This window comes from Arthrobacter sp. NPDC057009, assembly GCF_042673905.1.
Taxonomy (GTDB): domain Bacteria; phylum Actinomycetota; class Actinomycetes; order Actinomycetales; family Micrococcaceae; genus Arthrobacter.
This window is the reverse complement of the sequence record NZ_JBHUSB010000007.1, coordinates 1-25,840: the sequence shown is the minus strand read 5'-3', so window position 1 is coordinate 25,840 and position 25,840 is coordinate 1. Positions and strand designations below refer to the sequence as shown.

Below are 25,840 nucleotides of genomic sequence, written 5' to 3'. Positions count from 1 at the left end.
AGGGGATGAAGGTCACCCGGACTGTATGCCCCTTAAGAGCTCGCCCCTAGGAATTGAGCGGCACGTTGTCGATCAGCCGCACGGAGCCCACCTTCGCCGCGACCAGCGCCAGCCCTTCACCGCGGAAGGGTGTCTCGTGGCAGTTCTCGGCGAGCGGTTCCAGCGTGACCGGATCCACGACGTCGAGATAGTCCAGCCGGACCAGGGGCTGGGACTCGATCAGTGCCCTCGCCGAGCCGACGTCGAGAGGTTCGTTGGCGTTGGCCCGCTCCTCGATGAGGCGCAGGGCGCGGGACAGGACAAGCGCGGCCTCCCGCTCCTCGTCCGAGAGGAAGCGGTTGCGGCTGGACAGTGCCAGCCCGTCGGCGTCCCGGGCGGTTGGCACGGCCACGATTTCTACCGGGAAGTTCAGGTCCGCCACCATCCGGCGCACCAGGGCCAGCTGCTGGGCGTCCTTCTGCCCAAAATAGGCACGGTACGCCGGCAGCCCGCCGCCGGAGCCGGGAATGAACGCGCTGCCGCCGGGAAGGCCGGTGCCGGGGATGCCCAGGTGCAGCAGCTTGGCCACCACGGTGAGCGCACCGTCGAAGTGCCCGGGACGGGATGCACCCTCCCATTTCTCCCCCAGCGGACCGGAGGTGATCCTGACCAGCGGCTGCCCGTCCGGGTACATCTCCTCGACCGACGGCGCAAAGACCAGGTCCACACCCTGCTCCTCGAGCAGCGCCGTGTCCGCCTCGAGGGTCCGCGGATACCGGTCCAGGTCCTGTGCCTCACCGAACTGCAGCGGGTTCACAAAGATGGAGGCCACCACAACGTCATTCTGTTCGACGGCGGCCCGCGCCAGCCGCCCGTGGCCCGCGTGCAGTGCGCCCATGGTGGGCACAAGGCCCAGCGAGGAGCCGTTCTTCTGCGTCAGCAGCAGCCGGCTTTGCGCCCGAAGGGAATCCGCAGTGGTTACGAGTCGGATTGCCATGTCAGTGTCCTCCCTTGGCCCTGGGGCCGTTTCATGCGCGGCCGTTGTCCAGGCCGCCGTCCGGGCCATCAAGCGCGATACGAATATTCTCCGCCTGGTCCGGTTTCAGCAAGCCGCGCTTCCCGGCGCGTGTTGCGGTCGCCCTGGCCATGGCGAGGTACGCCGCGAGGACGTCGCCGCCGGTTCCGCCGTCGTGTTCCCGCAGCGCGCTGGCGTGCGCTTCCACCGTACCGGCATCCCCGCGGGCCACCGGGCCGGTCAGGGCCGACTCGCCGGAGGCAAGCGCGTTCTCCAGGGTTGCCCGCAGCAGCGGGCCGAGCATACGCTCCGGGGCCTCCACGCCCACCTCGGCCAGCAGCTGCGACGCCTGCGCCACGAGTGTGACCAGGTGGTTCGAACCGTGCGCCAGGGCGGCGTGGTAGATGGTGCGGTCGCCCTCGGCGATCACCACCGGCTCGGCCCCCATCTCGACGACGAGCGCCTGGGCGATGGGAAGCATGGCGGCGTCTGCGGTGACGCCGAACGTGCAGTCCAGCAGCCGGGTCAGGTCCAGGCTCATGCCGGTGAAGGTCATGGCCGGGTGCAGCGCGAGCGGCACGGCACCGGCCGCCCGGACCGGGTGCAGCACACCGACGCCGAACCGGCCCGATGTGTGCGCCACGAGCTGGCCGGGCTGCCAGGCGCCAAGCTTGGCGAGCCCCTCCACGAGTCCGGCGAGGGCATCATCAGGGACGGCCAGGAGGACCAGTTCCGAGCGTTCCACGATGTCCTGGATTTCCAGGACGGGAACGCCGGGGAGCAGGGTTTCGGCCCGTTCACGGCTCGCGTCGGAGACGGCGGAAACCCCGATGACGGCGTGCTCGGCCGCGCGGAGCGCCGCACCGAGGACGGCGCCCACCTTGCCGGCGCCGATGATTCCGACGCCGAGGCGTCCTGGCTTAGCCACGTTGCTGGCCTTCCTGTTGGGGTGCTTGAGCAGGCTGTTCCTGGGTTTCGGTGGGCTGGCGGGGAGGTTCCCCCAGCCCCGGAGCCACCTGCGCCAGCCACTGCTCGCTGGTCTGCCGCCGGCGGGCCGCCCTGGCCCGGGCCGCCTGCGCGTCGAAGAGCGCCTGCGCCTCCCGGACGTCGGCCTGGATCACGCGTGGTGCCACCGGCCCCGCGGTGGTGTGCAGGACGAGGTCTGCCACCCCGAACCTGCGGGCGAGGGGTCCCTGCTGGAGCGCGATCGACTGCGTCCGCTGGTGCGGCACCACCACAAGCTGACGCCACCAGCGGCCCGACCTCATGAGCAGCGCGGTGTCCGTGGCGGTGAAGGCGTTCCGCCGCCAGCCCAGCGGCGCGAGCAGCCGCGCCCGGCGCGGCGTGGTGACGAACCCGGCGTCGGAATCCAGGCCGTTCACGCCCTGCCGGAAAACCCGCAGCGGATCGGCGGTGCCCGGGTCCGGCAGCACGAGGGCCAGCATGTTCAGGACGTCATCCCATGTGCCCACCGGAAGCAGCGTGGTGCGGGCACCGGCTTCGCCGTTGTTGGCCCCGGCTCCGTAGCCTGCGGCGTTGACCTGCATCCGGTACCAGCCGAAGAGGCGCCAGAGGGGCGGCTGCGCCACCTTCAGCGCCTGGATCCGGCCGGGCGGCAGGGTCTGGGCCTGGGTATCGAGCAGCCCGTACCGGAGCCGGATGCCGTCCGGGGAGATGGCCGCGGTGAAGTTGTAGCCCTTGTTGAACGAACTCCAATACGCCGCGACGAGGCCTAGTACAGCCGGAATCAGGTACAGGAAGAAGGCCCGGTTCTCGGTGAGTGCGGACAGCAGCACCGATGCCGCGGCGCCCAGGACCACGAAGACACTCTGCTCGCTGAGCAGGAGCGAGCCGATCAGGCGCGGCGGCGGGACCTGCAGGACCTGCTGCTCGGGCGCCTCGGGGGCGGCTGCTTCCGGCTGGGCGGGATCGAGCCGGACGCCCGAGGCCCGGGCGAGGATGGTGGCGCGCAGCTGCCGGGCATCATCGATGCGGAGGTAGGCCAGGCGGACGGCCGATTCACCGGCGTCGGCAACTTCGAACTTGAGTTCGGCGAGGCCGAAGATCCGGGCCAGCAGCGGCTGGACGATGTCGATGGCCTGGACCCGGTCCAGCCGTGCCTGCCGCTGCTGCTTGAACAGGAAGCCGGTGTTGACGCGGACGTAGCCTCCGGCCACCTGGTACCGGGTGTAGTACCAGGAGAGGATGAAACTCACTACCGCCAGCACCAGCATCAAGGCGCCGCCGCCCAGGAGCAGCGGGGCGCGTCCGGCGATGCGGTCATCGATCAGCGGCTGGCCCTGGAGCATCCGTTCAAAGCTGTCACGCCCGAAGAAGTAGGCGATGGCTGCCAGCGCGACCCAGCCCCGCACGAACGGTGTGGCCGGGTGCACACGCAGCCACTCGCCGTCGGACTTTCCGGAAGCGAGGCCGCCGGCGCTCACAGCCCGGCCAGCCTGGCTTCGCCGCGCGCCGAGAGCTGTTCCCTGAGCCGGGCGCCTTCCTCCGCGGGAAGGCCGGGGATTTCGGCGTTGGTGCCGGCGGAGGCTGTGTACAGCTTCAGGGTGCACAGCCCCAGCCCGCGTTCCACCGGGCCGGCGCTGATGTCCACGTACTGCATGCGGCCGTAAGGCACCACCATGACGCGCTGGAAAAAGATGCCGCCGCGGATCAGCAGGTCGTCGTCGCGCTCGGCGTACCCGATGGCGCGCACCTGGCGGGGAATGAGAATCAGGCGCCACAGCGCGAGCAGCAGCATGAAGGCCGGCACGCCGATGGCCAGCCACAGCGGCGGCCACCGCCACCAGCCGAGCCGGACAAACACCAGCGGCAGGCTCAGCACGGCCACCATGACCAGGTTGCCCAGGGCCCACTCCACAAGCCGGACAGTGACGTACTTCGGGGACACACGCAGCCAGGTAATCCCGGGGGGATCAATCGCCGCGGTAGGCATACTCGCCTTCCCCTTTGGCCTTGCCCCGGCCGTGGCCGGGCAGGCCTTCGCTGGCGTCCGTCTCGCCGTCCTCCGGCGGGATCTTGCAGAAACGCTCGACGACGAGCCCCACCACGATCATGACCAGGCCGCCGCCCGCCATTCCGAGGGCGAGCCAAGTGACATCGAGCCCGCTGCGGATGCTCCAGAACCGCAGCTGGTCCAGGAAGATCCCCGCGTGCCAGCCCAGCAGCATCGCGCCGGTGTAGGCACAGGCCTGGGCGAGGACCAGCGTCCACGCCGCCAGGATGGGGTTCAGCATTTTCTTCTTCTTGCCGTTCCGCCAGCGGAGCACGCGAATGCCCAGGACCAGGGTCAGGGCCACGATCACGCCCATGGTCACCAGCGCAGTCGCCGGCAGGACCGGTGTGGCCATGCCGTACCGGACCGTCAGTACGGCAGCGGACCAGCCTGCGACAGCCAGGGCAAGGCCCACGACTGCAAGCAGCAGCGGGCTCACGGGCTTCACGGCTGCTCCACCGCCCCGCCGTCCGGCACGCCGTCGAAGTCGCCGAAGCCGTCGAACGGCTTCAGGTCCGGATAATCGGCGGCCCTGGCGGCCAGTTCCCCCACGGGCTGCCCGTTCAGCGTGGCCGACGGGTCCATCTGGGCCCAGGGGTAGAGCACGAACGCGCGCTGCGCGGCGAACGGGTGGGGCAGGGTCAGCACCGGATCATCGCTCGTGAGGTCGCCGTAAACGACGACGTCGACGTCGAGCGTGCGCGGCCCCCAGTGGACCTCACGCACGCGGTGGTGCTTGTTTTCCACTGACTGGCAGTGCCTGAGAAGGTCCAGCGGAGCCAGGGATGTTTCGACCGAAATCACCATGTTGAGGAAGTCCGGCTGCCCGGCGGGTCCGCCGACGGCCTTGGTCTGGAATATCGGTGAGACGGCCAGGAGCCGCACCTCCGGGCGGTCGACAAGGTCCGCAACGGCCTCGGACAATGTCTCGTTACGGGCACCCAGGTTGCTGCCCAGCGCCAGTACGGCCCGCGTGTAGCCGGTCTGGGCCGGCGCCGGCTTACCCTGCACCGGCTTTTCATGCAGTGCGGGTGCCGGACTCATGTCCGCTCCCGGTAAACGGTGACGGCGACGTCGCCGAAGGGGACCTCGATGGGCGCTTTCGGCTTGTGCACGGTGATCTCCACGGCCTGGATCCTGAATTCCTTGAGCAGGCCGTCGGCCATCCGCACCGCCAGTGCCTCGATCAGGTTCAGCGGCTCGCCGCTGATCCAGTCGGTGATCCGTCCGGCCACCTCACCGTAATGCGCGGTGTCGCGGACGTCGTCCGATTCTGCGGCCTGGCTGAAATCCAGATGCAGCACGGCGTCCACCACAAACGGCTGGCCCTCGCGGCGCTCGAAATCGAACACCCCGTGGTAGCCGGTGGCGGTGACACCGGTCAGCGAGATCCTGTCCATGGCTGTTCTGTTTGGCCTTTCCTGGTCAGCGGCCGGGGTCCGGGGCGGCCATGCGGGCGGCCACCTTGACGGCGTCAAGGCTGGGTCCGACGTCGTGCACCCGCACGGCCCAGGCGCCGCGGGCGGCGCTGATGGCGGTGATGGCGGCGGTGGCGGCGTCGCGCTCCTCCGGGAGCGCCGCCTTGCCGGCGACGGTCAGGAGGGTCCCCAGGAAGCGCTTGCGGGACGCGCCCACGAGCACCCTGTGGCCCATGGCTTCGAGCCGGTCCAGGTTCCGCAGCAGTTCCCAGTTCTGCACGTCCGTCTTCGAGAACCCGATGCCCGGATCAACGATGATCTGCTCCGGCAGGACCCCGGCCGCATACAGCTTGTCGCGCACGCCGTTCAGTTCGGAGACGACGTCGTCCGCGACGTCGTCGTACTCCGTCAGGGAGGTCATGGTCTTGGCGTCGCCGCGGCGGTGGGTCAGGACATACGGCACCTTCGCCTTCGCCACGAGCTCGGCCATGCCGGGTTCGATGCTGAGGCCGGAGATGTCGTTGATGATTGCCGCGCCGGCGTTCAGCGCGGCCTCGGCGGTGGAGACGTGGGTGGTGTCGATGCTGACCAGCGCGCCGGCCTTCACGAGGGCTTCGACGACAGGCACCACCCGCCGCTGCTCTTCCTCGGGGCTGACTTCCTCGGCGCCGGGGCGGGTGGATTCGCCGCCGACGTCGATGACGTCAGCGCCCGCGTAGAACATGCGGAGCCCGGCGGCAATGGCGGTGTCCGCCGTCTCATGCTTGCCGCCGTCGCTGAACGAATCCGGGGTGACGTTGAGGATGCCCATGACAAGCGTGCGGTCCGTGGGCAGGTCTTCGAACTTGGCTGCCGGCCGCGGCTTGCGCAGGATGGGCAGCGGTGAGGTTGCGGGGCCGGTTCCAGGTGCTGCAGCTAGGGAATCCATAGTCTGTTTTTTACCTTCCGAGTATGAGGCTCATGGCTTCGGCACGGGTGGCCGGGTCATGAAGTTGCCCGCGGACCGCGCTTGTGACGGTCTTGGCTCCGGGCTTGCGGATGCCGCGCATGGACATGCACATGTGTTCGCATTCCACCACCGCAATGGCTCCGCGCGGCTTGAGGTGTGTGACCAGCGCTTCGACGATCTGCGTGGTGAGCCGCTCCTGCACCTGCGGGCGGCGTGCGTAGATGTCCACCAGGCGTGCCAGCTTGCTCAGCCCCGTCACCCTGCCGTCGTGCGAGGGGATGTATCCCACATGCGCGACGCCGTGGAACGGCACCAGGTGGTGCTCGCAGGTGGAGTAGAACGGGATGTCCTTCACCAGCACGAGTTCCTCGTGGTCGAGGTCGAAGGTGGTGCCGAGCACGCTGCCCGGATCCTGGTGCAGGCCCGCGAAAACCTCGGCATAAGCCTTGGCCACGCGCTTGGGCGTGTCCTGCAGTCCGCCGCGGTCCGGATCTTCCCCGATGGCCAGCAGGATTTCCCGCACGGCCGCTTCAATCCGGGGCTTGTCCACCTTGTGGTGGCGGTCTGATCCGCCCACCGCCGAATGGCCGGCGGTGGCGGTGAAGTCGTCGTCGTCGAAGTGAGTCACACCAATGAGCTTAGCCGTGGTGGCCGTCTGGGCCGGATTCCGTTACTCCGCCCTGGAAGGTGGCATCCTCCGGAACACCCTGCGGGTGCGGCGGGATCGCATCCAGCGGTTCCTCGAGGCGGGCTTCCTTGGCTTCTTCCTGGGCCTCGCGTTCGGCGCGCTCCTGCGGGGTTTCCACCGGACCGGCCATGGACACCGGGCGGGTCTCCTTGGACAGCCAGACTTCGCGGAAGTCGCGCTTGCGGATGTCACGGAAGACGTCGGCGATTTCAGCCTGGTTCAGGGTTTCGCGCTCCAGCAGTTCCAGGGCGAGCCGGTCCAGGACGTCCCGGTTTTCCGTGAGGATGGCGTAGGCCTCGTCATGGGCCTGGTCGATCAGGCGGCGGACCTCCTCATCAACGATGTAGGCGATCTGGTCGGAGTAGTTCCGTTCGTGGCTGGCGTCGCGGCCCAGGAACGGCTCGCCGCCGCCCTGGCCGAGGCGCACAGCGCCGACGCGCTCGCTCATGCCGTACTGGGTGACCATCTGCCGGGCCGTGGACGTGGCCTTTTCGATGTCGTTCGAGGCGCCGGTGGACGGATCGTGGAAGACGATTTCCTCGGCCACGCGGCCGCCCATGGCGTAGGCCATCTGGTCGAGCAGCTCGTTGCGGGTGACGGAGTACTTGTCGTTCTCCGGGACCACCATGGTGTAGCCCAGGGCGCGCCCACGGGGCAGGATGGTGATCTTGGTGACCGGCGCGGAGTTCCGCAGCGCCGCGGCAACCAGGGCGTGGCCGCCTTCGTGGTACGCGGTGATCTTGCGCTCGTGCTCCTTCATGACGCGGCTGCGCTTCTGCGGGCCCGCCATGACGCGGTCGATGGCCTCGTCCAGTGCGCGGTCGTCGATCAGGTTGGCGTTGGAGCGGGCGGTGAGCAGTGCGGCCTCGTTGAGGACGTTGGCCAGGTCGGCGCCGGTGTAGCCGGGGGTCTTCTTGGCCACGGCCTTGAGGTCCACGTTCGATGCCATCGGCTTGCCCTTCGCGTGGACCTGGAGGATCTGGTCACGCCCGATCAGGTCCGGGGCCTCCACGGAGACCTGGCGGTCGAAGCGGCCGGGACGCAGCAGTGCCGGGTCCAGCACGTCGGGCCGGTTGGTGGCCGCGATCAGGATGACGTTGGTCTTGACGTCGAAGCCGTCCATTTCAACCAGGAGCTGGTTGAGGGTCTGCTCGCGTTCGTCGTTGCCGCCGCCCACGCCGGCGCCGCGGTGGCGGCCGACGGCGTCGATCTCGTCGACGAAGATGATGGCGGGCGAGTTGGACTTGGCCTGCTCGAAGAGATCACGGACGCGGGAAGCACCCACACCGACGAACATCTCAACGAAGTCCGAGCCGGAGATGGAGAAGAACGGCACGCCGGCCTCGCCTGCGACGGCGCGGGCCAGGAGGGTCTTGCCGGTGCCCGGAGGGCCGTAGAGCAGCACGCCCTTGGGGATCTTGGCGCCCACGGCCTGGAACTTGGCGGGCTCCTGCAGGAACTCCTTGATTTCCTGCAGTTCCTCGACGGCTTCGTCCGCGCCGGCCACGTCCGCGAACGTCACCTGCGGCATGTCCTTGCTGACCATCTTGGCCTTGGACTTGCCGAACTGCATGACCTTGGAGCCGCCGCCCTGCATGCGGGAGAGCAGGAACCAGAACAGGACGCCGAGCAGCAGCACAGGCACCAGCAGCGAGAAGAGCCCCGAGAGCCAGTTGCTCTCCACCGGCTGGTCCGTGTAGCCCTTGGAGGGGTTGGCAGCCGTCACTGCTTTAACGACGTCAGGGCCGCGGTCATTGACGAAGAAGAACTGGACGTTCTTGCCCTTGTCCTGGCCGTCGATGACGAGGTTGTCCTTGAGTACCAGGTCGACGCGGTTTTCGCCGTCGAAGATCTTGGCCTGTTCCACCTTGCCTGACTGGGCGAGGAGCTCGAGGCCCGGCTGCGTGTCGATGCGCGTCGAGCCGCCCGGAGCCAACGTTGCAAAGGCCAGCAGGAGCATGCCGACCACAACAATGATCCAAATGCCCGGGCCCTTGAAGAAACTCTTAGCTTTCATCTGTTCGGGGGCTGGCCCCGTCCCTCCTGGTAGTGCTGCACGGCGCGAGGACTGCGCGCGTGTGGTGCTGCGTCGCTTCTAGCTATACACCGTCCGGAGTAATTCACGCACGGTGTAATACAAAAGTTCCCTCAGGGCGTAGTGGCTGGTGGGGCCGGGTTCGAAGCAGCGCGCGCCGCCGTCGAACCCTGATTATCAGGGCCCGACGGCGGCGCGGTCAGCGAAAGTGGAGCAAAAGTGCCCGGCGGTGTCTAAATCCGCAGGCGTTTACTCGTAGACGTGCGGGGCCAGGGTGCCCACGAAGTCCAGGTTGCGGTACTTTTCGGCGTAGTCCAGGCCGTAGCCCACCACGAACTCGTTGGGGATGTCGAAGCCGACGTACTTGACGTCGATCTCCACCTTGGCCGCCGTCGGCTTGCGGAAAGCGGTGCAGACCTCCACCGAAGCCGTGCCGCGGGATTCCAGGTTGGTCTTCAGCCAGGAGAGGGTGAGGCCGGAGTCGATGATGTCCTCGACGATGAGCACGTCCTTGCCCATCAGGTCCGTGTCGAGGTCCTTGAGGATGCGGACCACGCCGGAGGACTGCGTGCCGGAGCCGTAGGAGGACACAGCCATCCAGTCCATGGAGACGTGGCTGTGCAGTGCCCGCGCGAGGTCGGCCATGACCATGACGGCGCCCTTCAGCACACCGACGATGAGCAGGTCGCGCCCTTCGTAGTCCTTGTCGATCTGGGCCGCGAGCTCGGTGATGCGCTGCTGGATCTGTTCCTTGGTGTAGAGAACGTGCTTGAGGTCTGCCTGGACGTCGGATGAATCCACCAATTGCTCCTGTGTAGATGCGGGTGCGACTATTTGCGGGACGGTTTGTTAAGCCGGAATACAAGCTTCCCACAGCGGGCGGCATCGCGGGGAACGCCTGCCGCCCCGTCCTGCCCCTGGGCGCGTTCCTGTTCCTGCAGCTCAGCGAGCGAGAGGCGGTAGACGCTGACCCCGCCGGGCAGTTCCACCGGACCGGCCGAGCCCTTCCGCCGCAGCAGTGCTTCCGCCGCCAACAGGCGCTGGTAGCTGGGCTGTTGGCCGCCGACGCCGGCAGCTGCCTTCGCGATCACCCGGAACCTGATGGCCGGGTCCAGGTCCGTCAGGGCCGCCTCCGGGAGGCTGGTGTCCGGTCCGTCGTGCTCAACGAGCGACTCGTAGGTGCTGCTGGCCACGTCCTCCAGGTAGTCGGCGTCCAGCTGCAGGATGGCGGCCGTGCGTGCAAGGGATTCTGCCACGCCCGGGCCGAGTTTCTCCTCCAGCACCGGCATGACCTCCACCCTGGTCCGCGAACGGGCGAAGGCAGGGTCGGCGTTGGTGGGGTCATGCCAGGGAACAAGTTCTTCAGCCCGGCAAATCTCCAGGGTTTCCGCCCTGCGAAGGCCGAGGAAGGGCCGGAGCAGCAGCCCCCGTGCCGGCCGCATGCCGGCGAGGGATCGCGTGCCCGAGCCGCGGGCCAGGCCCAGCATCACCTGCTCCGCCTGGTCATCGAGTGTGTGCCCGAGGAGGATGGCGCCGGCGCCCCACTCCCGCGCCGCCGCCTCGAGTGCGGTGTGGCGGGCGTCGCGGGCTGCAGCCTCCGGCCCGAAACCGGTGGAGGCAACCTCCACCGTGCGGATCTGCACCGGATCCAGGCCCAGTTCCCGAAGCGTCCCCGCTGTCCTGGCCGCCACATCGGCCGAACCGGCCTGCAGCTGGTGGTCCACCACGACGGCGCCGACGGCCACCGGACGGCCGTCCACGTGGCCGCGCCGGGCAAAATACGCGGCAACAGCTGCCAGGGCGAGCGAATCCGCACCGCCGCTGCAGGCCACCAGGACCCGTGGGGGGTAGCCCGCATCAGCAAGGGCCTCCTGCAGCATTTTCCGCGCGGTGCCGAGCACCGGCGCCAGCCGGCCCGGCCGTCGCCGTCCGCTGCGGACAGGGCCGCCGGGCACAGGCCCGCCTGCAGTGTTGTGGTGGTGCTGCACGGAAACCTAGAAGCCCATCCTGTCGAGCCAGATCCTGGCGTTGTGGATTTCCTCTTCCGTGGGCAGGTTCGCCGGGGCTTCCCAAACGCGGTTGAAGCCTTCCATGCCGGCGACGTCCACCACTGCGCGGACGAACTTGGCGCCGTCGCTGTACTGCTTCATCTTGGCGTCGAGGCCCAGCAGGCTGCGGATGAATTTCTCGATGACGCCCCGGTCCTTGCCGCGGGCGTTGAAGCGCTGCCGGATGGTCTTCACGGAGGGGACGATGCTGGCGTCCACGGCATCCATCACCACGTTGGCGTGGCCTTCGAGCAGGCTCATGACAGCGGTGAGGTGTGACAGGGACGCCTTTTCCTCGGGGTCCTGCAGGAGGTCCAGGATGGCGCCGCGGCCCGGAGTCGAACCGGAGACGGCCCGGTCCTTCAGCGAGCGCGCGGCTGCCGAGGCGCGTTCCATCAGGGAGTCGACGTTGCCCAGCAGGTGCCCGCTGAGGTTGTCGATTTCGTTCAGCATGTGGTGCCGGAGCCAGGGTGCAGCGGCGAACTGCACCCGGTGCGTCTGCTCGTGCAGGCACACCCAGAGCCGGAAATCCGTGGGGGTCACATTGAGCTCTCGCTCGACGGAGATGATGTTGGGCGCGACGAGCAGCAGGCGGCCGCCCGACGGCGCCTGGGAACCTTCGGCCAGGGCGGCGAACGGATCGTACTGGCCCAGGACCTTGCTGGAGAGGAAAGCCAGCACGGCGCCGAGCTGGCTGCCGGTGACAGCGCCGCTCACAGCGGCGGCTCCGGGGCTGACGGTTCCGCGGCGGTTCTCCAGCATTTTTTCGATGGCGGGCTTCAGCATCACCGCGAAGCTCTGCGTGTTGGCCTTCGCCCAGGAGGCGCGGTCCACGACGAGGACGGACGAGTCACGCAGATCGCGTGCGGCTTCCAGCCCGGTGATCTGGTGGACGTGCGGAACGGAGGCATCTGCCAGCTCGCGCAGTTGGGAGACGGCGTCCCCGATCTCGGCTGCTGTCAGCGACGGACCCGGCGGAGCCAGCCGTGCAGCAGCGGACGCGGCAAGGTCCCAGTTGATGAGGGCCTGGGCAGGGGCGGATGACTGGCTTGCAGTGGACTCCATACGGTCCATCAGAACATATGCGCCCTGCAGTGCGCCTTAAGTTCGCTGACCGGCGAACTAACTGCAGCCGCAGCCGGCCAGCGCCGTGGCCGCCGTGTCGAGCGCGCGTTTGTTGCCCGCGGCTCCCGGCGTCAGGCCGTTGCCGATGAAGGAGAACACCAGGAGCCTGCCGTCGGCGTCCACCACATAACCGCTGAGGGCGATGACGGTGTTCAGGGTTCCCGTTTTGGCCCGCACCAGTCCTGCGCCCTCGGCCGTGGATTCGTCGATGTACCTGTCCCCGAGCGTACCCGTCAGCCCGGCCACCGGGAACCCGGCCAGCGCGGCCCTGAGCCGCGTGTCCGTGCCGTTGGTGATGGCGCGCACCACCTCCGCGAACTGCCGGGCGGACACCTGGTTTCCCAGCGCCAGGCCCGAAACGTCCGCCGCGACCATACCTTCGGTGGGGATGCCCAGGCCCGCGAGCTCGTTGAGAACGGCGGCCATCGCGGAGTCGTTGGTTGCCGGCTGGCCGGCCGCCACGGCGGTCATGCGGCCCAGGGTTTCGGCGAGGTAGTTGTCCGACGTCTGGAGCATGAGGTCCACCTGCTGGCTCACCGTCGCGGACTGCACCTCGGCCAGGACTTTGGCATCCGCCGTCGCCTTTCCGTCAAGGCGTACGACGGCGGGTGCCACCGTGACGCCTGCGGCGGCACCGGCCGCTTTGAGGCCGGCAGCGAACGCCTCGCCCGCGGCCATCGCAGAGTCCTGGGGCCGGGGCGCCGCGGTGTCTGCCGGATTGAACCGGGCCGAGTTCAGGGCCAGCGGAAACAGCGGTGCCATCTCTCCGGCCGCAACATCGTCCGGGCTCCAAGCCGGGTTGAGTGCGGGGCCGGTGAAAAGGGAATCATCCACCAGCACCTGGACCTGGCCCTTGAAGCCGTCCTTCCGCAGTGAATCCACGGTCTGTTTGGCCAGCGTGGCGAGCCCGGCGTGGCCCAGGACCTTGGCCTCGGCGGATTCGCCCGCGCCGAGGAGGACGTCGCCGCCGCCGACCAGCACGACCGACCTGGGTGCAGTCCCCCGAGGCGTTGCAGCGCCAGGCGTCGCCGCAGCAGCCGGCCCGGCAACAGCCCTGGTGCCGAACCGTTCCTCGGGGCCGATCCCCCGCAGCGCAGCCACCGCGGTGAGGAGTTTCATGTTGGAGGCCGGGATCCTGTTGGCGGTGCCGTTCCTGTCATACAGGACCTTTCCGGTGGCGGCGTCCTGGACCACGGCAGTGAAGGTCCCGCCGCCGTCGGTCTTGAGGACGGGGTCCAGCCGGGCCGCCACCTCGGCGGGAACCGGTACAGGCGCGGCGGTGCTGAGCGGATCGATGCCCTGCGGGACGGACAGGCGGTCCGGGACAAGCTGCCAGGCGGGGGTCTGGGCCGGCTGGGCCGCGGACTGGGCCGGCCCGGTGAGCGCCGGCGCAATGAGCATCCCGGCGGGAAGGGCCAGCGCCAGGAGGAGGACCGTGAGCAGGAGGGTGGGCCAGCTCCGGATGATTGCAGAAAGACTGCCCGTGGAGATCCTGCCTTTGGAAAGCGTGCCTTTGGAAAGCCTGCCGCGGCCCCTCGCCGTGCCCCTGGTGCCGCTCATACTGCTGGTCCTCAAGTCCTGAAATTACCCCATTAGTTCCTGAAACCTGGGCCTCTCGCTATATCCTCAATAGTAGTCGGCGGCACCGACACTCCATTTTTGGCTGATCATCGCGGGTGCCGCGAACACCAAGCAATCGTCGAGGAGCATTCCATGAAGCATGACGTGACCATCGAGATTCCCAAGGGATCTCGCGTCAAGTACGAAGTCGACCACGAGACCGGCCGCGTCCGCCTGGACCGTGTCCTCTTCACCTCCATGCAGTACCCCACCCACTACGGCTTCTTCGAGAACACCCTCGGCGAAGACGGCGACCCGCTGGACGCACTGGTGCTCCTGCAGGACTTCGACCTCCTGCCGGGCGTCATCGTCGAAGCCCGCCCGATCGGCGTCTTCAACATGACCGACGACGGCGGCGGAGACGCCAAGGTCCTCTGCGTTCCGGCCGACCCGCGGTTCGACCACATCCAGGAAGTCAGCGACGTCAACGAGTTCCTGATCAAGGAGATCGAGCACTTCTTCACCCGCTACAAGGATCTGGAGCCCGGCAAGTGGGTCAAGGCCGAAGGCTGGGCCGACCGCGCCGCCGCCGAAGCCGAGCTTGAGGCTTCCATCAAGCGTTACGTGCCCGCAGCGCACTAACCCGTAAGCAAGGGGCCCACGCCCTAACGACGGCGGCAGGTGCGGTTCCTTGCGAACCCTACCTGCCGCCGTCGTTCTTTAGCGTGAGATCCGTAACGTGCCGTCGTCTGCCAGCTTGCCTCGCTGCTACCACCGGGTAGTCTGATGACCAATGTTCACGCTGACTATCAATCAAACAGACAGCCGGCGCGACGGCGACCGGGTCCCGGAGCTCCTCAGGGACCTGAGGCATATCCCGGCGCGGCTGGACTTTGACCGTTCCGTCGAGGACGAGGTGCAGGGCATCGTGGATTGCCCGCACCAGGCGGTGGATGCCGCCCTGATCGCGCTCCGCTGCGGAAGCTGGTACGTGGGGATCGGTGTGGGCCCGGTGAATGAGCCACTGCCGAACCAGATCAAGGACGCCAGCGGGCACGGCCTGGTCTACGCCCGCCGCGCCGTGGACCGCCTCCGCAACAGCAAAGAACGCATCCCTGTGGCCGTCGAGGGTCCCCTGGCGGAGGTGGCGGCCGAGTCCGAATCCGTGCTCCGCCTGCTGGGCCACATTGTCCGGGACAGGAGCGAGGCCGAGTGGCGCGTGCTTGACCTGATGACCCCGGGGGTGCGCGGCCAGCAGAAGACCGTGGCGGCCGAGCTCGGCATTACCTCCCAGGCTGTCAGCAAAGCTGTGGCGAGGTCGCAGTGGAACGAGGAGCACGCAGCCCGGCCGGCGGCGGCCAGGCTCCTCTCGCTGATCCTCGACGTGCGGTGATTCCCGACGTCCTTTGATTCCAGGGGTGCGGTAGCGCCGCGCCTTACAGGAGTCCGCGCAGCACGTGGGCGGCGCCGTCGTCGTAAACCGACTTGGTGACCTCGTCCGCGACGGCCACCACTTCCTCCGGCGCCTGTCCCATGGCCACCCCGCGGCCCGCCCAGGCGAGCATTTCGATGTCGTTGCGGCCGTCGCCGATGGCAACCGTAGCGGCAGGATCAATGCCGAGGCGGCTGCGAAGCGTCTCGAGAGCGCTGGCCTTGGTGACGCCGGCAGCAGCGATGTCCAGCCACGCAGTCCAGCCCACTGAGTAAGTCACACCGGCAAGGCCGATGTGCTCGATGGCTTCGTTGAACTCCTCGGGCGTGTTCTCCGCGCTGAAGACCACGACGCGGACGGCAGTGGCCTCGAGCATGGTCTGGAAGTCCACGCCGATGGCCTCGACACCGAAGCTTGCATCCTGGAAACGCTCGGTGGAGAGGAAGTTGCCATCCTCGTCCTCCAGCGCATACTTCGCTGCCGGCAGGCGCTTGCGGAGGGCACGGAGCGCCGGGCCGGGATCGAAGGTGGCCTTGTGGATGATGTCGTAGCCCTCAGGCAGCTGGGGATCCAGCCGCAGTGTCACACCGCCGTTGCAGCAGACGGCGTAGCCACGGTCCAGGCCGATTTGTTCAATGATGGGAAGCATGGCGTTGAGGGAACGCCCGGTGGCGATCATCACCTCGTGCCCGGCCGCGACCACGGCCTGCGCGGCTTCACGGACGGCGGCGGACATGTGGCCGTCGTGGTCCACGAGCGTGCCGTCCACGTCCAGGGCGATCATAAGTTTCTGTTGTGCTTCTCGCTGGTCTTCGATGCCAGCGGCTGATGATTCAGTCAGTGTAGTCATGCTTCCTAGTAGAGCAGATGACCCTGACACCAGCTAGGACGCAGAGCACAGCAGCGCATGAACAGCCGGTAAATACCCACAGGTTGTCCCCGGTGTGGGTATTTACCGGCCATGCGGAATGGGGTTTAGAGAACCGGGAGGACCTGGAGCCCGCCGAGGTATTTCTGCAGGGCTGCGGGCACGTTGACCGAGCCGTCGGCGTTCTGGTGGTGCTCCAGGAGGGCCACGATCCAGCGCGTGGTTGCCAGCGTGCCATTGAGGGTGGCCACGGTGCGGGTGCCCTTAGGGCTGCCGTCCTCGGTAAACACCCGCTCACGGATGTTGAGCCGGCGCGCCTGGAAGGTGGTGCAGTTGGACGTGGAGGTCAGCTCGCGGTATGCACCCTGCGTGGGAACCCAGGCTTCGCAGTCGAACTTGCGGGCGGCGGACATGCCGAGGTCACCCGCGGCGGTGTCGATCACGCGGTACGGGAGCTCGCACTTGGCCAGCATCTGCTCTTCCCAGGCCAGCAGGCGCTCATGTTCGGCTGCGGCCTCTTCCACCGTGGTGTAGATAAACATCTCCACCTTGTTGAACTGGTGGACCCGGATGATCCCGCGGGTGTCCTTGCCGTGCGAACCGGCCTCGCGGCGGTAGCAGGAGCTCTGGCCGGCGTAGCGGATGGGGCCGGCGGAAAGGTCCATGATCTCATCGGCGTGGTACCCGGCCAGCGGCACCTCCGAGGTGCCCACAAGGTAAAGGTCGTCTTCGGCGAGACGGTAGATCTCGGCGTCGTGCTTTACATCGAAGCCTGTGCCCTGCATGGTCTCGGGCCGGACCAGCGTGGGGGTGATCATGGGGATGAAGCCAGCCTCGATGGCCTGGTCCATGGCCATCTGGAGCAGGGCCATTTCCAGCCGGGCACCCACGCCGCGGAGGAAGTAGAAGCGCGCACCGGAGACCTTGGCGCCGCGCTCCATGTCAATTGCGCCGATCAGCTCGCCGATCTCGAGGTGGTCCCGGGGCTCGAAGTCCGGGAATTCGCGCGGCGTGCCCACCGTCTTGAGCACGACGTAGTCATCCTCGCCGCCTGCCGGGACGCCCTCTTCAATGAGGTTGGGAATGGTGCGCAGCAGTTCTTCCTGCTTGGCCTGGGCGGCATCGGCCTCAGCCGAGGCAGCCTTCACCGCACCCGCCAGTTCGCGGACCTCCGCGAGCAGCGCCTGCTTTTCCTCACCCTTGGCCTGCGCCACCTTCTTGCCGAACGCGTTCTGTTCGGCGCGGAGGTTTTCGAAGCTGATCAGTGCCGTGCGGCGCGCGGCGTCGGCGTCGATGATCGCGTCCACCAGGGTTTCATCCACACCGCGGGCGCGCTGGCTGGCGCGGAACTTGTCCGGGTTTTCGCTGAGGTCTTTTACGTCGATCACCAGACAAGGGTATCTAATCTGCGGGCCACTCCGGGCGGGATAGTGTTGGAGCACCATGAGCGACCTGCTTCTTTACGTCCTGATCGCTGTAGCACTGGCTTTCGCCGTCTCCAGCTGGTGGGGCGTGCGCAAGCTGAAGGCCCTGCACATCCGCAGCGCAGTGCGGGAAGAGGCCCACGAACACGGGCTGGAAAAGCAGCGCGTCGCGGTCATCCTCAACCCCATCAAAGCCAAGGCCGATGAAGCGCGCGCCACCATCCAGCGTGCCTGCCTGGCCGCCGGCTGGGAGGAGCCCCGGTTCTTCGAAACGACGCCGGAGGATCCGGGCCATTCGCAGGTCCGGGCGGCGCTGGAGTATGGGGCCGACGTCGTTCTGGTGGGCGGCGGCGACGGCACAGTGCGCGTGGCGGCCGAGGCTCTGGCGCACAGCGGGGTGGCGATGGGACTGATCCCCCTGGGCACCGGCAACCTGCTGGCCCGCAACGTGGACCTGGACGTCTACGATCTGTACGGCAACATCCAGACCGCGCTCTTTGGCCGCCAGCGGTTCATCGATACAGCCCGGATGGAGATCGAGAACTCGCTGACCGGCCATTCCTCAAGCCACTCGTTCCTGGTCATCGCAGGCATCGGCATGGACGCCGAGGTGGTGGGTGACACGAACGACGACCTCAAGCGCGCCGTCGGCTGGCTCGCCTACACGGAGGCGGGAGTCCGCCACCTTCCCGGGCGCAGGAAAAAAGTCGCCATCTCCCTTGATGACCAGCCGGACCAGTCCAGGAAGATCCGCAGTGTCCTGTTTGCCAACTGCGGCCTGGTTCCGGGCGGCATCGACTTCATCCCGCAGGCCATGATCGACGACGGGATGCTGGACGTGGTGGTCATGAGCCCCCGCAGCGCCGTTGGCTGGCTGGCGATGTACGCCAAAATCGTCTTCAAGCACAAGCGGCACCTTCCCGTCATGAGCGTGTACCGCTCGGGCAAGGTGGTCATCAAGTGCCCCGAACCCATGCCGACGCAACTCGACGGCGACACGTCGGGGGACGCCACAAAGGTGACGGTGCAGGTGGAGCCCAGATCGCTGCTGGTCCGGGTCAGGGAGGAAACTGCGCGGGCCTAGGCTGTCTTCGCGGAGCCGGCGTGTTTGGCTGACTCGGCTGCGGCTTTGGCGGCTGCCCGGGCTTCGGACTGTTCGCGGATCATGGCCTGTTCCTCTTCGAAGCGCAGGCGGTCAGCGCGGTCGGCCTCGTCCCCGTCCCAGTCCTGGTTCTCCGCTGTTGGCTTGGGATTGACGATCATTCCCTGACCGTCATTGCTGTTTTTGTCCGACATGACCCGCTCCTTTCGTTGGGGCCATCCCTTTGTTGATCAGGCAAGCATACGCACCGCAACAGGGGCAGGGAAGTGCCCCGAGGGGCATTTATCTACGCTGACGGCGAAGCTTGGATCGGGGTTCCCGAGTCCACAGATTCTCCGGCGAGTATCCCGTCGACCCATGCATGCGCTGCCTGGAATGCCTCATCGGACGTGTGGGCCGGCACCACGGGAGCCTGCGAATCTGCACGGCCGTAGGACCCCAGGAAGCGAGTGGCCGGGCTGATGCGGTGCAGGCCGGCGAGGGCGTCGGCGACCCGCGCATCGCCCACATGGCCGTCTGCATCGATGCTGAAGAAGTAGTGCCCCAGGTACTGCCCTGTGGGCCGGGATTCGATGCGGCTCAGGTTGACGCCGCGCGTGGCGAACTGGTCCAGGATTTCCATTAGGGCGCCCGGCCGGTCCTCGGGCAGCGGCACCACCACGGTTGTCTTGTCGGCGCCGGTTCGGGCAGGCAGGGCTCCCGGGCGGCTGACCAGGATGAAACGGGTCACGGCGCCGGGATTGTCGCCGATGTTCTCGGCCAGCACGTGGAGTCCGGGCTGCTCGACGGCGACTATCGGCGCGCAGATGGCGGCGTCGTAGTGGGCGTCATCCTCCAGCAGGCCCATCGCGGCGGCAGCCGTCGAGGATCCGGGAATGTATTCTGCTCCGGGAATATGAGCATCCACCCACAGGCGGCACTGCGCCCAGGCATGCCCGTGGGTGGAGATCCGGCGGATCCCGGACAGCTCAACGCCCGGCCGCGCCACCAGCACGAAGCTGATGGGCACCAGGGCCTCGCGGATGATCCGCAGTTCCTGTCCGGTGGCGATGGCGTCCAGGGTCGCCGTTACGCCGCCTTCCACGGAATTCTCAATGGGCACCATGGCAGCGTCCACCGACCCGTCCCGGACCCTGTCCAGCGCCGCGTTGACGTTGGAGGACGGGATGCGCACGGCTTCCGCCGCATCCGGCACCTGCATCAGCGCCGCCTCCGTGAAGGTGCCCTCGGGGCCGAGGAAGGTGTAGGTGCGGCGGGCGGCGGGCATGGATATTCCTTACGGGTACGGAGTGCGGGCTCAGGGAGCCGGGCGGCCTGAAAGAGGCGGAGCTGCCTAATGAAAGGGGCGGTCTAACGAACGGGGCGGCTCAGAGAACTACGGGTTTGAGGCCGTTGTCGGATACCAGCGGCTTGCCGGATTCCAGCCACTGGTCCATGCCGCCGGCCACGTTCACTGCCGAATAGCCCTGGCCCACCAGCCACTGCGCCGCACGGAAGGAGCGGCCGCCGGTCCGGCAGATGACATACAGGTCCTCGTCCGGGTCGAGGTCGTCCAGGCGTCCCGGCAACTGGTCCAGCGGGATGTGCACGGCGCCCTCGGCGTGGCCCGCCGCCCATTCGTAGTCCTCCCGTACGTCCAGGATGGTGGCGTCCGCGGGGACGTCCTTCACGGTGACGGTGTCGAAGTCGCTCATGGGAGTCCTCTCCTTGCTGCAAGCTCTCTGGTCTCAAGCTCTCAACTCCAGCGTATCGCCAGCGCAGCGCCCCGCACCCTCCGGCCGGCACAGGTTACGCTGGTCCGAAGCCCGCGAACCGCTCGAAATGGAGCACAGCAAAGGAGCACAGTGTCCGCCCCACCGAGCCTGGCTGACATCCACCGCCTGCCGGCCGTCCAGCTGCAGGCAGCGCTGCGTTCCGGAGAACTCTCCGCCCGTGAGGTCACGGCCCATTTCCTGGCGCGGATCGAGGAATCAAACCCGAGGCTGGGCGCCTTCATCACCGTTACCGGGCCGCGGGCCATGGCCGAGGCAGCGGCGGCCGATGCCCTGTTCGCACGGCCTCACCGCGGCCGGCCCCTGCCGCCGCTGCACGGGATGCCCGTCGTCTTCAAGGACCTCACCGATGTTGCCGGCGTGGTCACCACGCACGGCAGCGCAGCGCTGGAACGGCGTCCAGCGCCAACTGATGGCGCCCTCGCTGCGGCTCTCCGGAACGCGGGGGCCATCTCCCTCGGCAAAACGCAGGTTCCCGAATTCGGGCTGACGGCGTACAGCGAAAACCGCATTGCACCGCCGTCGCGCAATCCGCACGCCCTGAGCAGGAGCTCCGGCGGTTCGTCCGGCGGCAGCGCCGCTGCCGTCGCTGCAGGTCTGGTGCCGTTCGCACCCGGGACCGACGGCGGCGGGTCGATCCGGATTCCGGCGGCGGCATGCGGCCTGCTGGGACTGAAGCCCGGCAGGGGAATAGTCCCGGCGGGTGAGAGCAGCGGGGATCCCGCCGGCCTGGTGGTGGCCGGACCGCTGGCGCGCTCCGCGGCCGACGCCGCTCTGCTGCTGGACTTCCTGGCGCCCAACGGCACGGGAAATCCGGACGGCGTGGGCTACCTGGCCACCGTCGACCGGGCGCCTTCCCCGCTGCGAATCGGCGTCAGCCTGGACAGCCCTTGGGCTGGAATCTTCCCGTTCACCCCCGATCCCGAGGCACTGGAGGCGCTGGACACCGGCATCCGGCTGCTCACGAGTGCGGGGCACGATGTGGTGGAGGCCGGGATCCGGTACGACAACCGTTACCCCGACGCGTTCACCACCGCCTGGACGGCAGGAGTGGGAGCGGCCCGGATCGCACCGCACCGGGAAGCCCTGCTGACGCCGCTGACACGCACCTTCCGGCGGCGGGCACAACAGCGCAGCGCCGCGAAACTCAACGAATGCCTCGCATTCCTGCGGCAGTTCGAACGTGACACGCTGGCGCAGTATTCAGCCTGGGACCTGATCCTGACGCCGGCCCTGGCCCAGACGCCGCGCCCGGTGGGCTGGTTTACGGGGTCGGGCCATGGGGACGGCCGGTGGCCGGCGTCGGAATGGGCAGGCGATGCCGACGGCGACTACCGCAGGCAGTGCGAATTCGCACCGTGGTCATCGATGGTCAACGTATGCGGCCTGCCGGCGGTCAGCATTCCCGTGCACTGGACCGGGGGCAGACCGGGAACAGGGCTGCCGATGGGCATCCAGCTGATTGGCCGGCCCGGTTCCGAGTCGCTGCTTCTGCAGGTGGCGGCCCAGCTGGGGTTTTAGTCGGGGGTGCAGCCAGTCAGACCGTGCTGGACGTGCTGGCGACACTCGCCAGGATGGTGAGCCCCACGATCGCGAGAACGGTCAGGGCCAGTCCGATATACCCCATCACCAGGCCGGCGATGGCGAAGCCACGGCCAGACGGTTCGCGCCGCAGCGCCAGGTGCCCCAGGATCACGGCGGCCAGCTGCGGCAGGACGAGGACCCCGAAGCCCAGGTACACGGCGATGCCGCAGCACAGGCTGGCGATGCTCAGGCCCTTGGGCTGGGGTGTAGCTCCGTAATAGGACGGCTGGCCGTAGGGGCTGGAATACTGCTGGCCGTATTGCTGGCCGTACTGGTAGCCGTACTGCTGGCCATAGGGACTGGCCTGCTGCGCAGGGTTGTACAGTGGCGGGGCCGGCATGTCCGGGCCCTGGGTGTTGTACGGCGGTTTCTGGCGGGTGTCCGGCGCCGGCTCGTCACCGGATCCGGGGCGCTGCTCGGTCATGGAAATCCCCTCATGTGGTCCTCAACAGAACCTTACCGCCGCCACCGGACAATGCTCCTCCTCATTTGGGGGCTCCTGCTCACTTGGGGAGCAGCTCCCACAACAGCCACAGGGGCGGCGCCAGCAATGCCGCAGAAACGAGCCCGGCGACGAGTGACCTCCCCACCACGTGCGTTACCGTGCCCGGACGGCGGTCCTGGCCGTACAGGTAGTCCGGTGGAACGGGACGTCTCTTGGCCGGGCGCCGGAGGCGGCCATCAGTACCGGGGTGGCCTGTGGGGCCGGCTGCGCCCAGGCGCGCTGTGCCCGCTCCGCCGCCATTTCCGCCCGCGGCGCCGCGCAAGCCGGGATTCCGGGCCAGGCCCGTGTCCGGTACCTGCGGACGGGTAAGAAGTTGCCCGAGCTGGGCGTAGAGCTTCAAGACCGACGGCGCATCAAGCACGTCGGGCAGGTCGGTCACGGCCGCAGTGACGCAGTCGATCCCCCGCACCTCGATGCCTGAACCGGTGGTGCCCTGCAGTTCCGGCTGGGCAGTCAGGCAGATCAGTGACCGGACCAGCCTCCGCCGCTGTGCCGGCAGGACCGCGGCAACCGCGGCCGCCTGCGCCAGCGCCGCCTCCACCGCCGGGAACCGGTCATGACCGTTCTGCCGCAGCGCGCCATCCACGACGTCCACGCGGCCGGACCAGTTTTTGGCGTTGACCACCACTACCCCGCCGGGGCCCACCAGGACATGTTCCAGCCGGGCGAGCGGGCGGCCCGGCCAGTGGACATCATGCAGGAGGAACCAGCCGTAGGCGCCCAACCGGGCAAGCCGTTCGGCCACGAGGTGGTTCACCTGCTCCATGTGAACAGGGCCAGCATGAACAGGGCCGGTTCCAATCGGGTCTGCGCCGCCGGGGCAGCCACCGCCATGGACACCTGATTCAATAGAGCCGAGGTCGCGCTTCAGCCGCGCGATCCGTTCGGAGGCGAGCCTCGTCCGTTCGAATGCTGCATCTCCAGCCCCCATTGTTCACCTCTGCCTTGCTTGCTCGTATAACACTTGCTCTCGTCCAACAAATGACCGGGCCAATTCACCCAAGCCAAAATCAGCCGGCGCCAAATCATCCGGGCGTAAACGTCCCGCCCTGAAAGACCGGACAAATTTACCGGTCCAAAGGGGCCGAATTTCCCGCCACCGGGTGGCTGGCGTTCCTGCCGTTTGAACGTAACAGCCGCCTCAGGGGCGGGTATATAAGTACTTTTCCGGCACTACTCAGTTTTTTGTTCCGGATAAATGCAAGTAGTCCGCAAAAATCGGTGACATTCTGCGTCACAGGGGCCGGATTCCGGACACTTAATGTTGCCCTTCGCCGACGTCTGGCATGCTGGTGCCATGGCTAGCCGAGCGGGCACAGTTGCCCAACCCCAAGACCTTGTCGACCTGACCGCACTGCTCGACGCGTACTACGACGTCAAGCCTGACCTGGGGGATCCCGGGCAGCGCGTGGCGTTCGGAACCTCCGGGCACCGCGGATCAAGCCTGAAGGCGTCCTTCAATGAGGGGCACATCCTGGCGATCACGCAGGCGATCGTGGAATACCGTGCAGGACAGGGCATCACCGGCCCGCTGTTCCTGGCCAAGGACACCCACGGCCTCAGCGAACCGGCCCAGAACTCGGCCCTTGAGGTGCTGGCCGCCAATGGCGTGAACGTCCTCATCGACGCGCGGCACGGCTACACCCCCACCCCGGCACTGAGCCACGCCATCCTCACCTACAACCGCAACGCCCCGTCCGGCGCCCCGCAGGCTGACGGCATCGTTGTTACTCCGAGCCACAACCCGCCAGCCGACGGCGGTTTCAAGTACAACCCTCCGCATGGCGGACCGGCCGACACCGACGCGACGGGCTGGATCGCCAACCGCGCCAACGAACTGCTGGAGAACGGCCTCCGCGGCGTGAAGCGGATTCCGCTGGCCCAGGCGCTTGAGGCCGAAACCACCGGAAAGTTCGATTTCCTGAGCAGCTATGTGGACGACCTGCCCTCCGTCCTGAACCTCGACGCCATCCGCGATGCCGGGGTCCGGATCGGAGCCGACCCCATGGGCGGTGCGTCCGTGGACTACTGGGGCGAGATCGGCGAACGCCACCAGCTCAACCTCACAGTGGTCAACCCCACCGTGGACCCGCAGTGGGCCTTCATGACGCTGGACTGGGACGAGAAGATCCGGATGGACTGCTCCTCCCCGTCGGCCATGGCCTCGCTGATTAACAGGATGGCTGTTGGTGCGGACGGGTCCACTCCCTTCGACGTCGCCACCGGTAACGATGCGGACGCCGACCGGCACGGCATCGTCACACCCGATGGCGGTCTCATGAATCCCAACCACTACCTCGCGGTGGCCATCGACTACCTGTACCGCAACCGCAGCGGCTGGAACCCGAACTCCGTCGTGGGCAAGACCCTCGTGTCCTCCTCGATCATCGACCGCGTGGCGGACGGCCTGGGCCGCAAGCTCGTGGAGGTGCCCGTGGGCTTCAAGTGGTTCGTCCCGGGCCTGCTCTCCGGCGAAGGCGCGTTCGGCGGCGAGGAATCGGCCGGTGCCTCGTTCAACAAGCGGGACGGCAGCGTCTGGACCACGGACAAGGACGGCATCCTGCTGGCTCTGCTGGCCTCCGAGATCACGGCCGTCACCGGCAAGTCGCCGTCGCAGCTCTACAAGGGCCTGACCGACCAGTTCGGCGCTCCGGTTTACGCACGCATTGACGCCGCCGCCACCCGGGACCAGAAGGCCGCCCTCGGCAAGCTGTCCCCGGAGGACGTCACCGCCACTGAGCTGGCCGGCGAGACGATCACGGCCAAGCTAACCAAGGCACCCGGCAACGGCGCCTCCATCGGTGGCCTGAAGGTGGTCACCGAGAACGCGTGGTTCGCGGCCCGCCCCTCCGGCACCGAGGATGTCTACAAGATCTACGCGGAGTCCTTCAAGGGCGCCGACCACCTCAAGCAGGTCCAGGCCGAAGCCAAGGCCCTGGTGGACGGGGTCATTTCCTAAGCCGTCAGGGAACCCGCCAGCAACCGGAAAGCGCCGGATGGCATCAGCCATCCGGCGCTTTCTTCATCTGCTGTCCAGGCGCGTACTTCGTGCACATCTTGCGGAATATGGACCGGCGCAACAGGTCCAAACAGGACTAACATTGGAAGTGGCCCGGATGCATGCCTTGCAGTTCTGAACTGCAGAAATACTGTCCAGAATGCCTCCGGAATGTCCCCCATATTGCCGGAGGCATTCCGTGTCCGGGCCGGGTATCCAGGCCGGGGAAACTAGGAGACTGCTGAACTAGGGGCTTTTTGAGGGGTTGGGCGGGTGCGTGAGCGCTTTGCCCGGCTTCTCAGGCATGTGCGGGTGGTCGGAGCGG

General features: G+C 67.6%; 26 protein-coding genes. 5 read left to right on the top strand and 21 right to left on the bottom strand.

The genetic code is table 11. From position 1 onward, the window contains the following. Positions 1 to 46 precede the first annotated feature (46 nt). The 14 genes from ACFTR6_RS09220 to dacB all read right to left on the bottom strand — a co-directional run bounded on the left by ACFTR6_RS09220 (position 47) and on the right by dacB (position 13,830). Entirely contained in the window at positions 47 to 976 is a 930-nt protein-coding gene (locus tag ACFTR6_RS09220; protein ID WP_087872798.1) for a pantoate--beta-alanine ligase, read from the bottom strand. A 31-nt stretch (positions 977 to 1,007) separates the two neighbouring features. After that, a complete protein-coding gene (locus ACFTR6_RS09215) occupies positions 1,008 to 1,922 on the bottom strand; it encodes a Rossmann-like and DUF2520 domain-containing protein (RefSeq protein ID WP_377957685.1) in 915 nt (304 codons plus the stop codon). Further along, on the bottom strand, positions 1,915 to 3,438 hold the full coding sequence (locus ACFTR6_RS09210; protein WP_377957683.1) for a PH domain-containing protein: 1,524 nt from the start codon (positions 3,436 to 3,438) through the stop codon (positions 1,915 to 1,917). The genes ACFTR6_RS09215 and ACFTR6_RS09210 overlap by 8 nt, the downstream gene beginning before the upstream one ends. Then, positions 3,435 to 3,947, bottom strand: a complete 513-nt coding sequence (locus tag ACFTR6_RS09205; RefSeq protein ID WP_076799180.1) for a PH domain-containing protein — start codon at positions 3,945 to 3,947, stop codon at positions 3,435 to 3,437. The genes ACFTR6_RS09210 and ACFTR6_RS09205 overlap by 4 nt, the downstream gene beginning before the upstream one ends. After that, the gene (locus ACFTR6_RS09200; protein WP_076799181.1) at positions 3,928 to 4,455 is read right to left on the bottom strand and encodes a DUF3180 domain-containing protein; all 528 of its coding nucleotides are present in this window, start codon (positions 4,453 to 4,455) and stop codon (positions 3,928 to 3,930) included. Before ACFTR6_RS09200 ends, ACFTR6_RS09205 begins: the two co-directional genes overlap by 20 nt. Beyond that, complete coding sequence (gene folK / locus ACFTR6_RS09195) at positions 4,452 to 5,051, bottom strand: 2-amino-4-hydroxy-6-hydroxymethyldihydropteridine diphosphokinase (protein ID WP_377957682.1); 600 nt, start codon at positions 5,049 to 5,051, stop codon at positions 4,452 to 4,454. The genes ACFTR6_RS09200 and folK overlap by 4 nt, the downstream gene beginning before the upstream one ends. Then, positions 5,048 to 5,407 carry a dihydroneopterin aldolase gene (gene folB, locus ACFTR6_RS09190; protein WP_377957681.1) on the bottom strand — a complete coding sequence of 120 codons (360 nt, stop codon included), beginning with the start codon at positions 5,405 to 5,407 and terminating at the stop codon, positions 5,048 to 5,050. The genes folK and folB overlap by 4 nt, the downstream gene beginning before the upstream one ends. A 25-nt stretch (positions 5,408 to 5,432) precedes the next feature. Further along, the gene (gene folP / locus ACFTR6_RS09185; protein WP_377957680.1) at positions 5,433 to 6,353 is read right to left on the bottom strand and encodes a dihydropteroate synthase; all 921 of its coding nucleotides are present in this window, start codon (positions 6,351 to 6,353) and stop codon (positions 5,433 to 5,435) included. A gap of 10 nt (positions 6,354 to 6,363) precedes the next feature. Then, a complete protein-coding gene (gene folE / locus ACFTR6_RS09180) occupies positions 6,364 to 7,002 on the bottom strand; it encodes a GTP cyclohydrolase I FolE (protein WP_076799185.1) in 639 nt (212 codons plus the stop codon). Positions 7,003 to 7,012: 10 nt separating this feature from the next. After that, on the bottom strand, positions 7,013 to 9,079 hold the full coding sequence (ftsH, locus tag ACFTR6_RS09175) for an ATP-dependent zinc metalloprotease FtsH (protein ID WP_076799186.1): 2,067 nt from the start codon (positions 9,077 to 9,079) through the stop codon (positions 7,013 to 7,015). A 267-nt stretch (positions 9,080 to 9,346) separates the two neighbouring features. After that, a complete protein-coding gene (hpt, locus tag ACFTR6_RS09170) occupies positions 9,347 to 9,898 on the bottom strand; it encodes a hypoxanthine phosphoribosyltransferase (RefSeq protein ID WP_076799187.1) in 552 nt (183 codons plus the stop codon). 29 nt (positions 9,899 to 9,927) lie between these two features. Then, positions 9,928 to 10,977 carry a tRNA lysidine(34) synthetase TilS gene (tilS, locus tag ACFTR6_RS09165; protein ID WP_377957815.1) on the bottom strand — a complete coding sequence of 350 codons (1,050 nt, stop codon included), beginning with the start codon at positions 10,975 to 10,977 and terminating at the stop codon, positions 9,928 to 9,930. A 114-nt stretch (positions 10,978 to 11,091) separates the two neighbouring features. Then, complete coding sequence (locus ACFTR6_RS09160) at positions 11,092 to 12,210, bottom strand: zinc-dependent metalloprotease (protein WP_076799188.1); 1,119 nt, start codon at positions 12,208 to 12,210, stop codon at positions 11,092 to 11,094. A gap of 57 nt (positions 12,211 to 12,267) precedes the next feature. Then, positions 12,268 to 13,830, bottom strand: a complete 1,563-nt coding sequence (gene dacB / locus ACFTR6_RS09155; RefSeq protein ID WP_377957678.1) for a D-alanyl-D-alanine carboxypeptidase/D-alanyl-D-alanine-endopeptidase — start codon at positions 13,828 to 13,830, stop codon at positions 12,268 to 12,270. Between the two features lie 153 nt (positions 13,831 to 13,983). On the opposite strand from dacB, the gene ACFTR6_RS09150 reads away from it, so the two are divergent. Continuing rightward, entirely contained in the window at positions 13,984 to 14,472 is a 489-nt protein-coding gene (locus tag ACFTR6_RS09150) for an inorganic diphosphatase (RefSeq protein ID WP_076799190.1), read from the top strand. A gap of 151 nt (positions 14,473 to 14,623) precedes the next feature. Then, complete coding sequence (locus ACFTR6_RS09145; RefSeq protein WP_377957677.1) at positions 14,624 to 15,223, top strand: hypothetical protein; 600 nt, start codon at positions 14,624 to 14,626, stop codon at positions 15,221 to 15,223. A 43-nt stretch (positions 15,224 to 15,266) separates the two neighbouring features. Here ACFTR6_RS09145 and ACFTR6_RS09140 read toward each other — a convergent pair whose 3' ends face one another. Further along, positions 15,267 to 16,112, bottom strand: coding sequence for an HAD family hydrolase (locus ACFTR6_RS09140; protein WP_377957676.1), 846 nt, complete (start codon positions 16,110 to 16,112; stop codon positions 15,267 to 15,269). Positions 16,113 to 16,237: 125 nt separating this feature from the next. Further along, positions 16,238 to 17,518, bottom strand: coding sequence for a serine--tRNA ligase (gene serS, locus ACFTR6_RS09135; RefSeq protein ID WP_377957675.1), 1,281 nt, complete (start codon positions 17,516 to 17,518; stop codon positions 16,238 to 16,240). A gap of 55 nt (positions 17,519 to 17,573) precedes the next feature. On the opposite strand from serS, the gene ACFTR6_RS09130 reads away from it, so the two are divergent. After that, positions 17,574 to 18,638 carry a diacylglycerol kinase family protein gene (locus ACFTR6_RS09130; protein WP_087872785.1) on the top strand — a complete coding sequence of 355 codons (1,065 nt, stop codon included), beginning with the start codon at positions 17,574 to 17,576 and terminating at the stop codon, positions 18,636 to 18,638. Here ACFTR6_RS09130 and ACFTR6_RS09125 read toward each other — a convergent pair. The 3 genes from ACFTR6_RS09125 to ACFTR6_RS09115 all read right to left on the bottom strand — a co-directional run bounded on the left by ACFTR6_RS09125 (position 18,635) and on the right by ACFTR6_RS09115 (position 20,350). Further along, complete coding sequence (locus ACFTR6_RS09125) at positions 18,635 to 18,850, bottom strand: hypothetical protein (RefSeq protein WP_076799195.1); 216 nt, start codon at positions 18,848 to 18,850, stop codon at positions 18,635 to 18,637. The two genes, ACFTR6_RS09130 and ACFTR6_RS09125, sit on opposite strands and share 4 nt — an antisense overlap. 92 nt (positions 18,851 to 18,942) lie before the next feature. Next, positions 18,943 to 19,923 (bottom strand): prephenate dehydratase, encoded by a 981-nt coding sequence (gene pheA / locus ACFTR6_RS09120; RefSeq protein ID WP_377957674.1) that lies wholly within the window; start codon positions 19,921 to 19,923, stop codon positions 18,943 to 18,945. Between the two features lie 100 nt (positions 19,924 to 20,023). Then, on the bottom strand, positions 20,024 to 20,350 hold the full coding sequence (locus tag ACFTR6_RS09115; RefSeq protein ID WP_076799197.1) for a rhodanese-like domain-containing protein: 327 nt from the start codon (positions 20,348 to 20,350) through the stop codon (positions 20,024 to 20,026). Positions 20,351 to 20,518: 168 nt separating this feature from the next. Between ACFTR6_RS09115 and ACFTR6_RS09110 the strand changes: the two genes are divergently transcribed. Beyond that, complete coding sequence (locus ACFTR6_RS09110; protein ID WP_377957813.1) at positions 20,519 to 21,949, top strand: amidase; 1,431 nt, start codon at positions 20,519 to 20,521, stop codon at positions 21,947 to 21,949. Positions 21,950 to 21,965: 16 nt separating this feature from the next. Here ACFTR6_RS09110 and ACFTR6_RS09105 read toward each other — a convergent pair whose 3' ends face one another. Together ACFTR6_RS09105 and ACFTR6_RS09100 are read right to left on the bottom strand one after the other, a co-directional pair. Continuing rightward, on the bottom strand, positions 21,966 to 22,436 hold the full coding sequence (locus ACFTR6_RS09105) for a DUF4190 domain-containing protein (RefSeq protein ID WP_076799198.1): 471 nt from the start codon (positions 22,434 to 22,436) through the stop codon (positions 21,966 to 21,968). A 79-nt stretch (positions 22,437 to 22,515) separates the two neighbouring features. Beyond that, on the bottom strand, positions 22,516 to 23,283 hold the full coding sequence (locus tag ACFTR6_RS09100; protein ID WP_377957673.1) for an NERD domain-containing protein: 768 nt from the start codon (positions 23,281 to 23,283) through the stop codon (positions 22,516 to 22,518). 531 nt (positions 23,284 to 23,814) lie between these two features. Between ACFTR6_RS09100 and pgm the strand changes: the two genes are divergently transcribed. Then, positions 23,815 to 25,476, top strand: a complete 1,662-nt coding sequence (gene pgm, locus ACFTR6_RS09095; protein WP_076803613.1) for a phosphoglucomutase (alpha-D-glucose-1,6-bisphosphate-dependent) — start codon at positions 23,815 to 23,817, stop codon at positions 25,474 to 25,476. Positions 25,477 to 25,840: the final 364 nt, after the last annotated feature.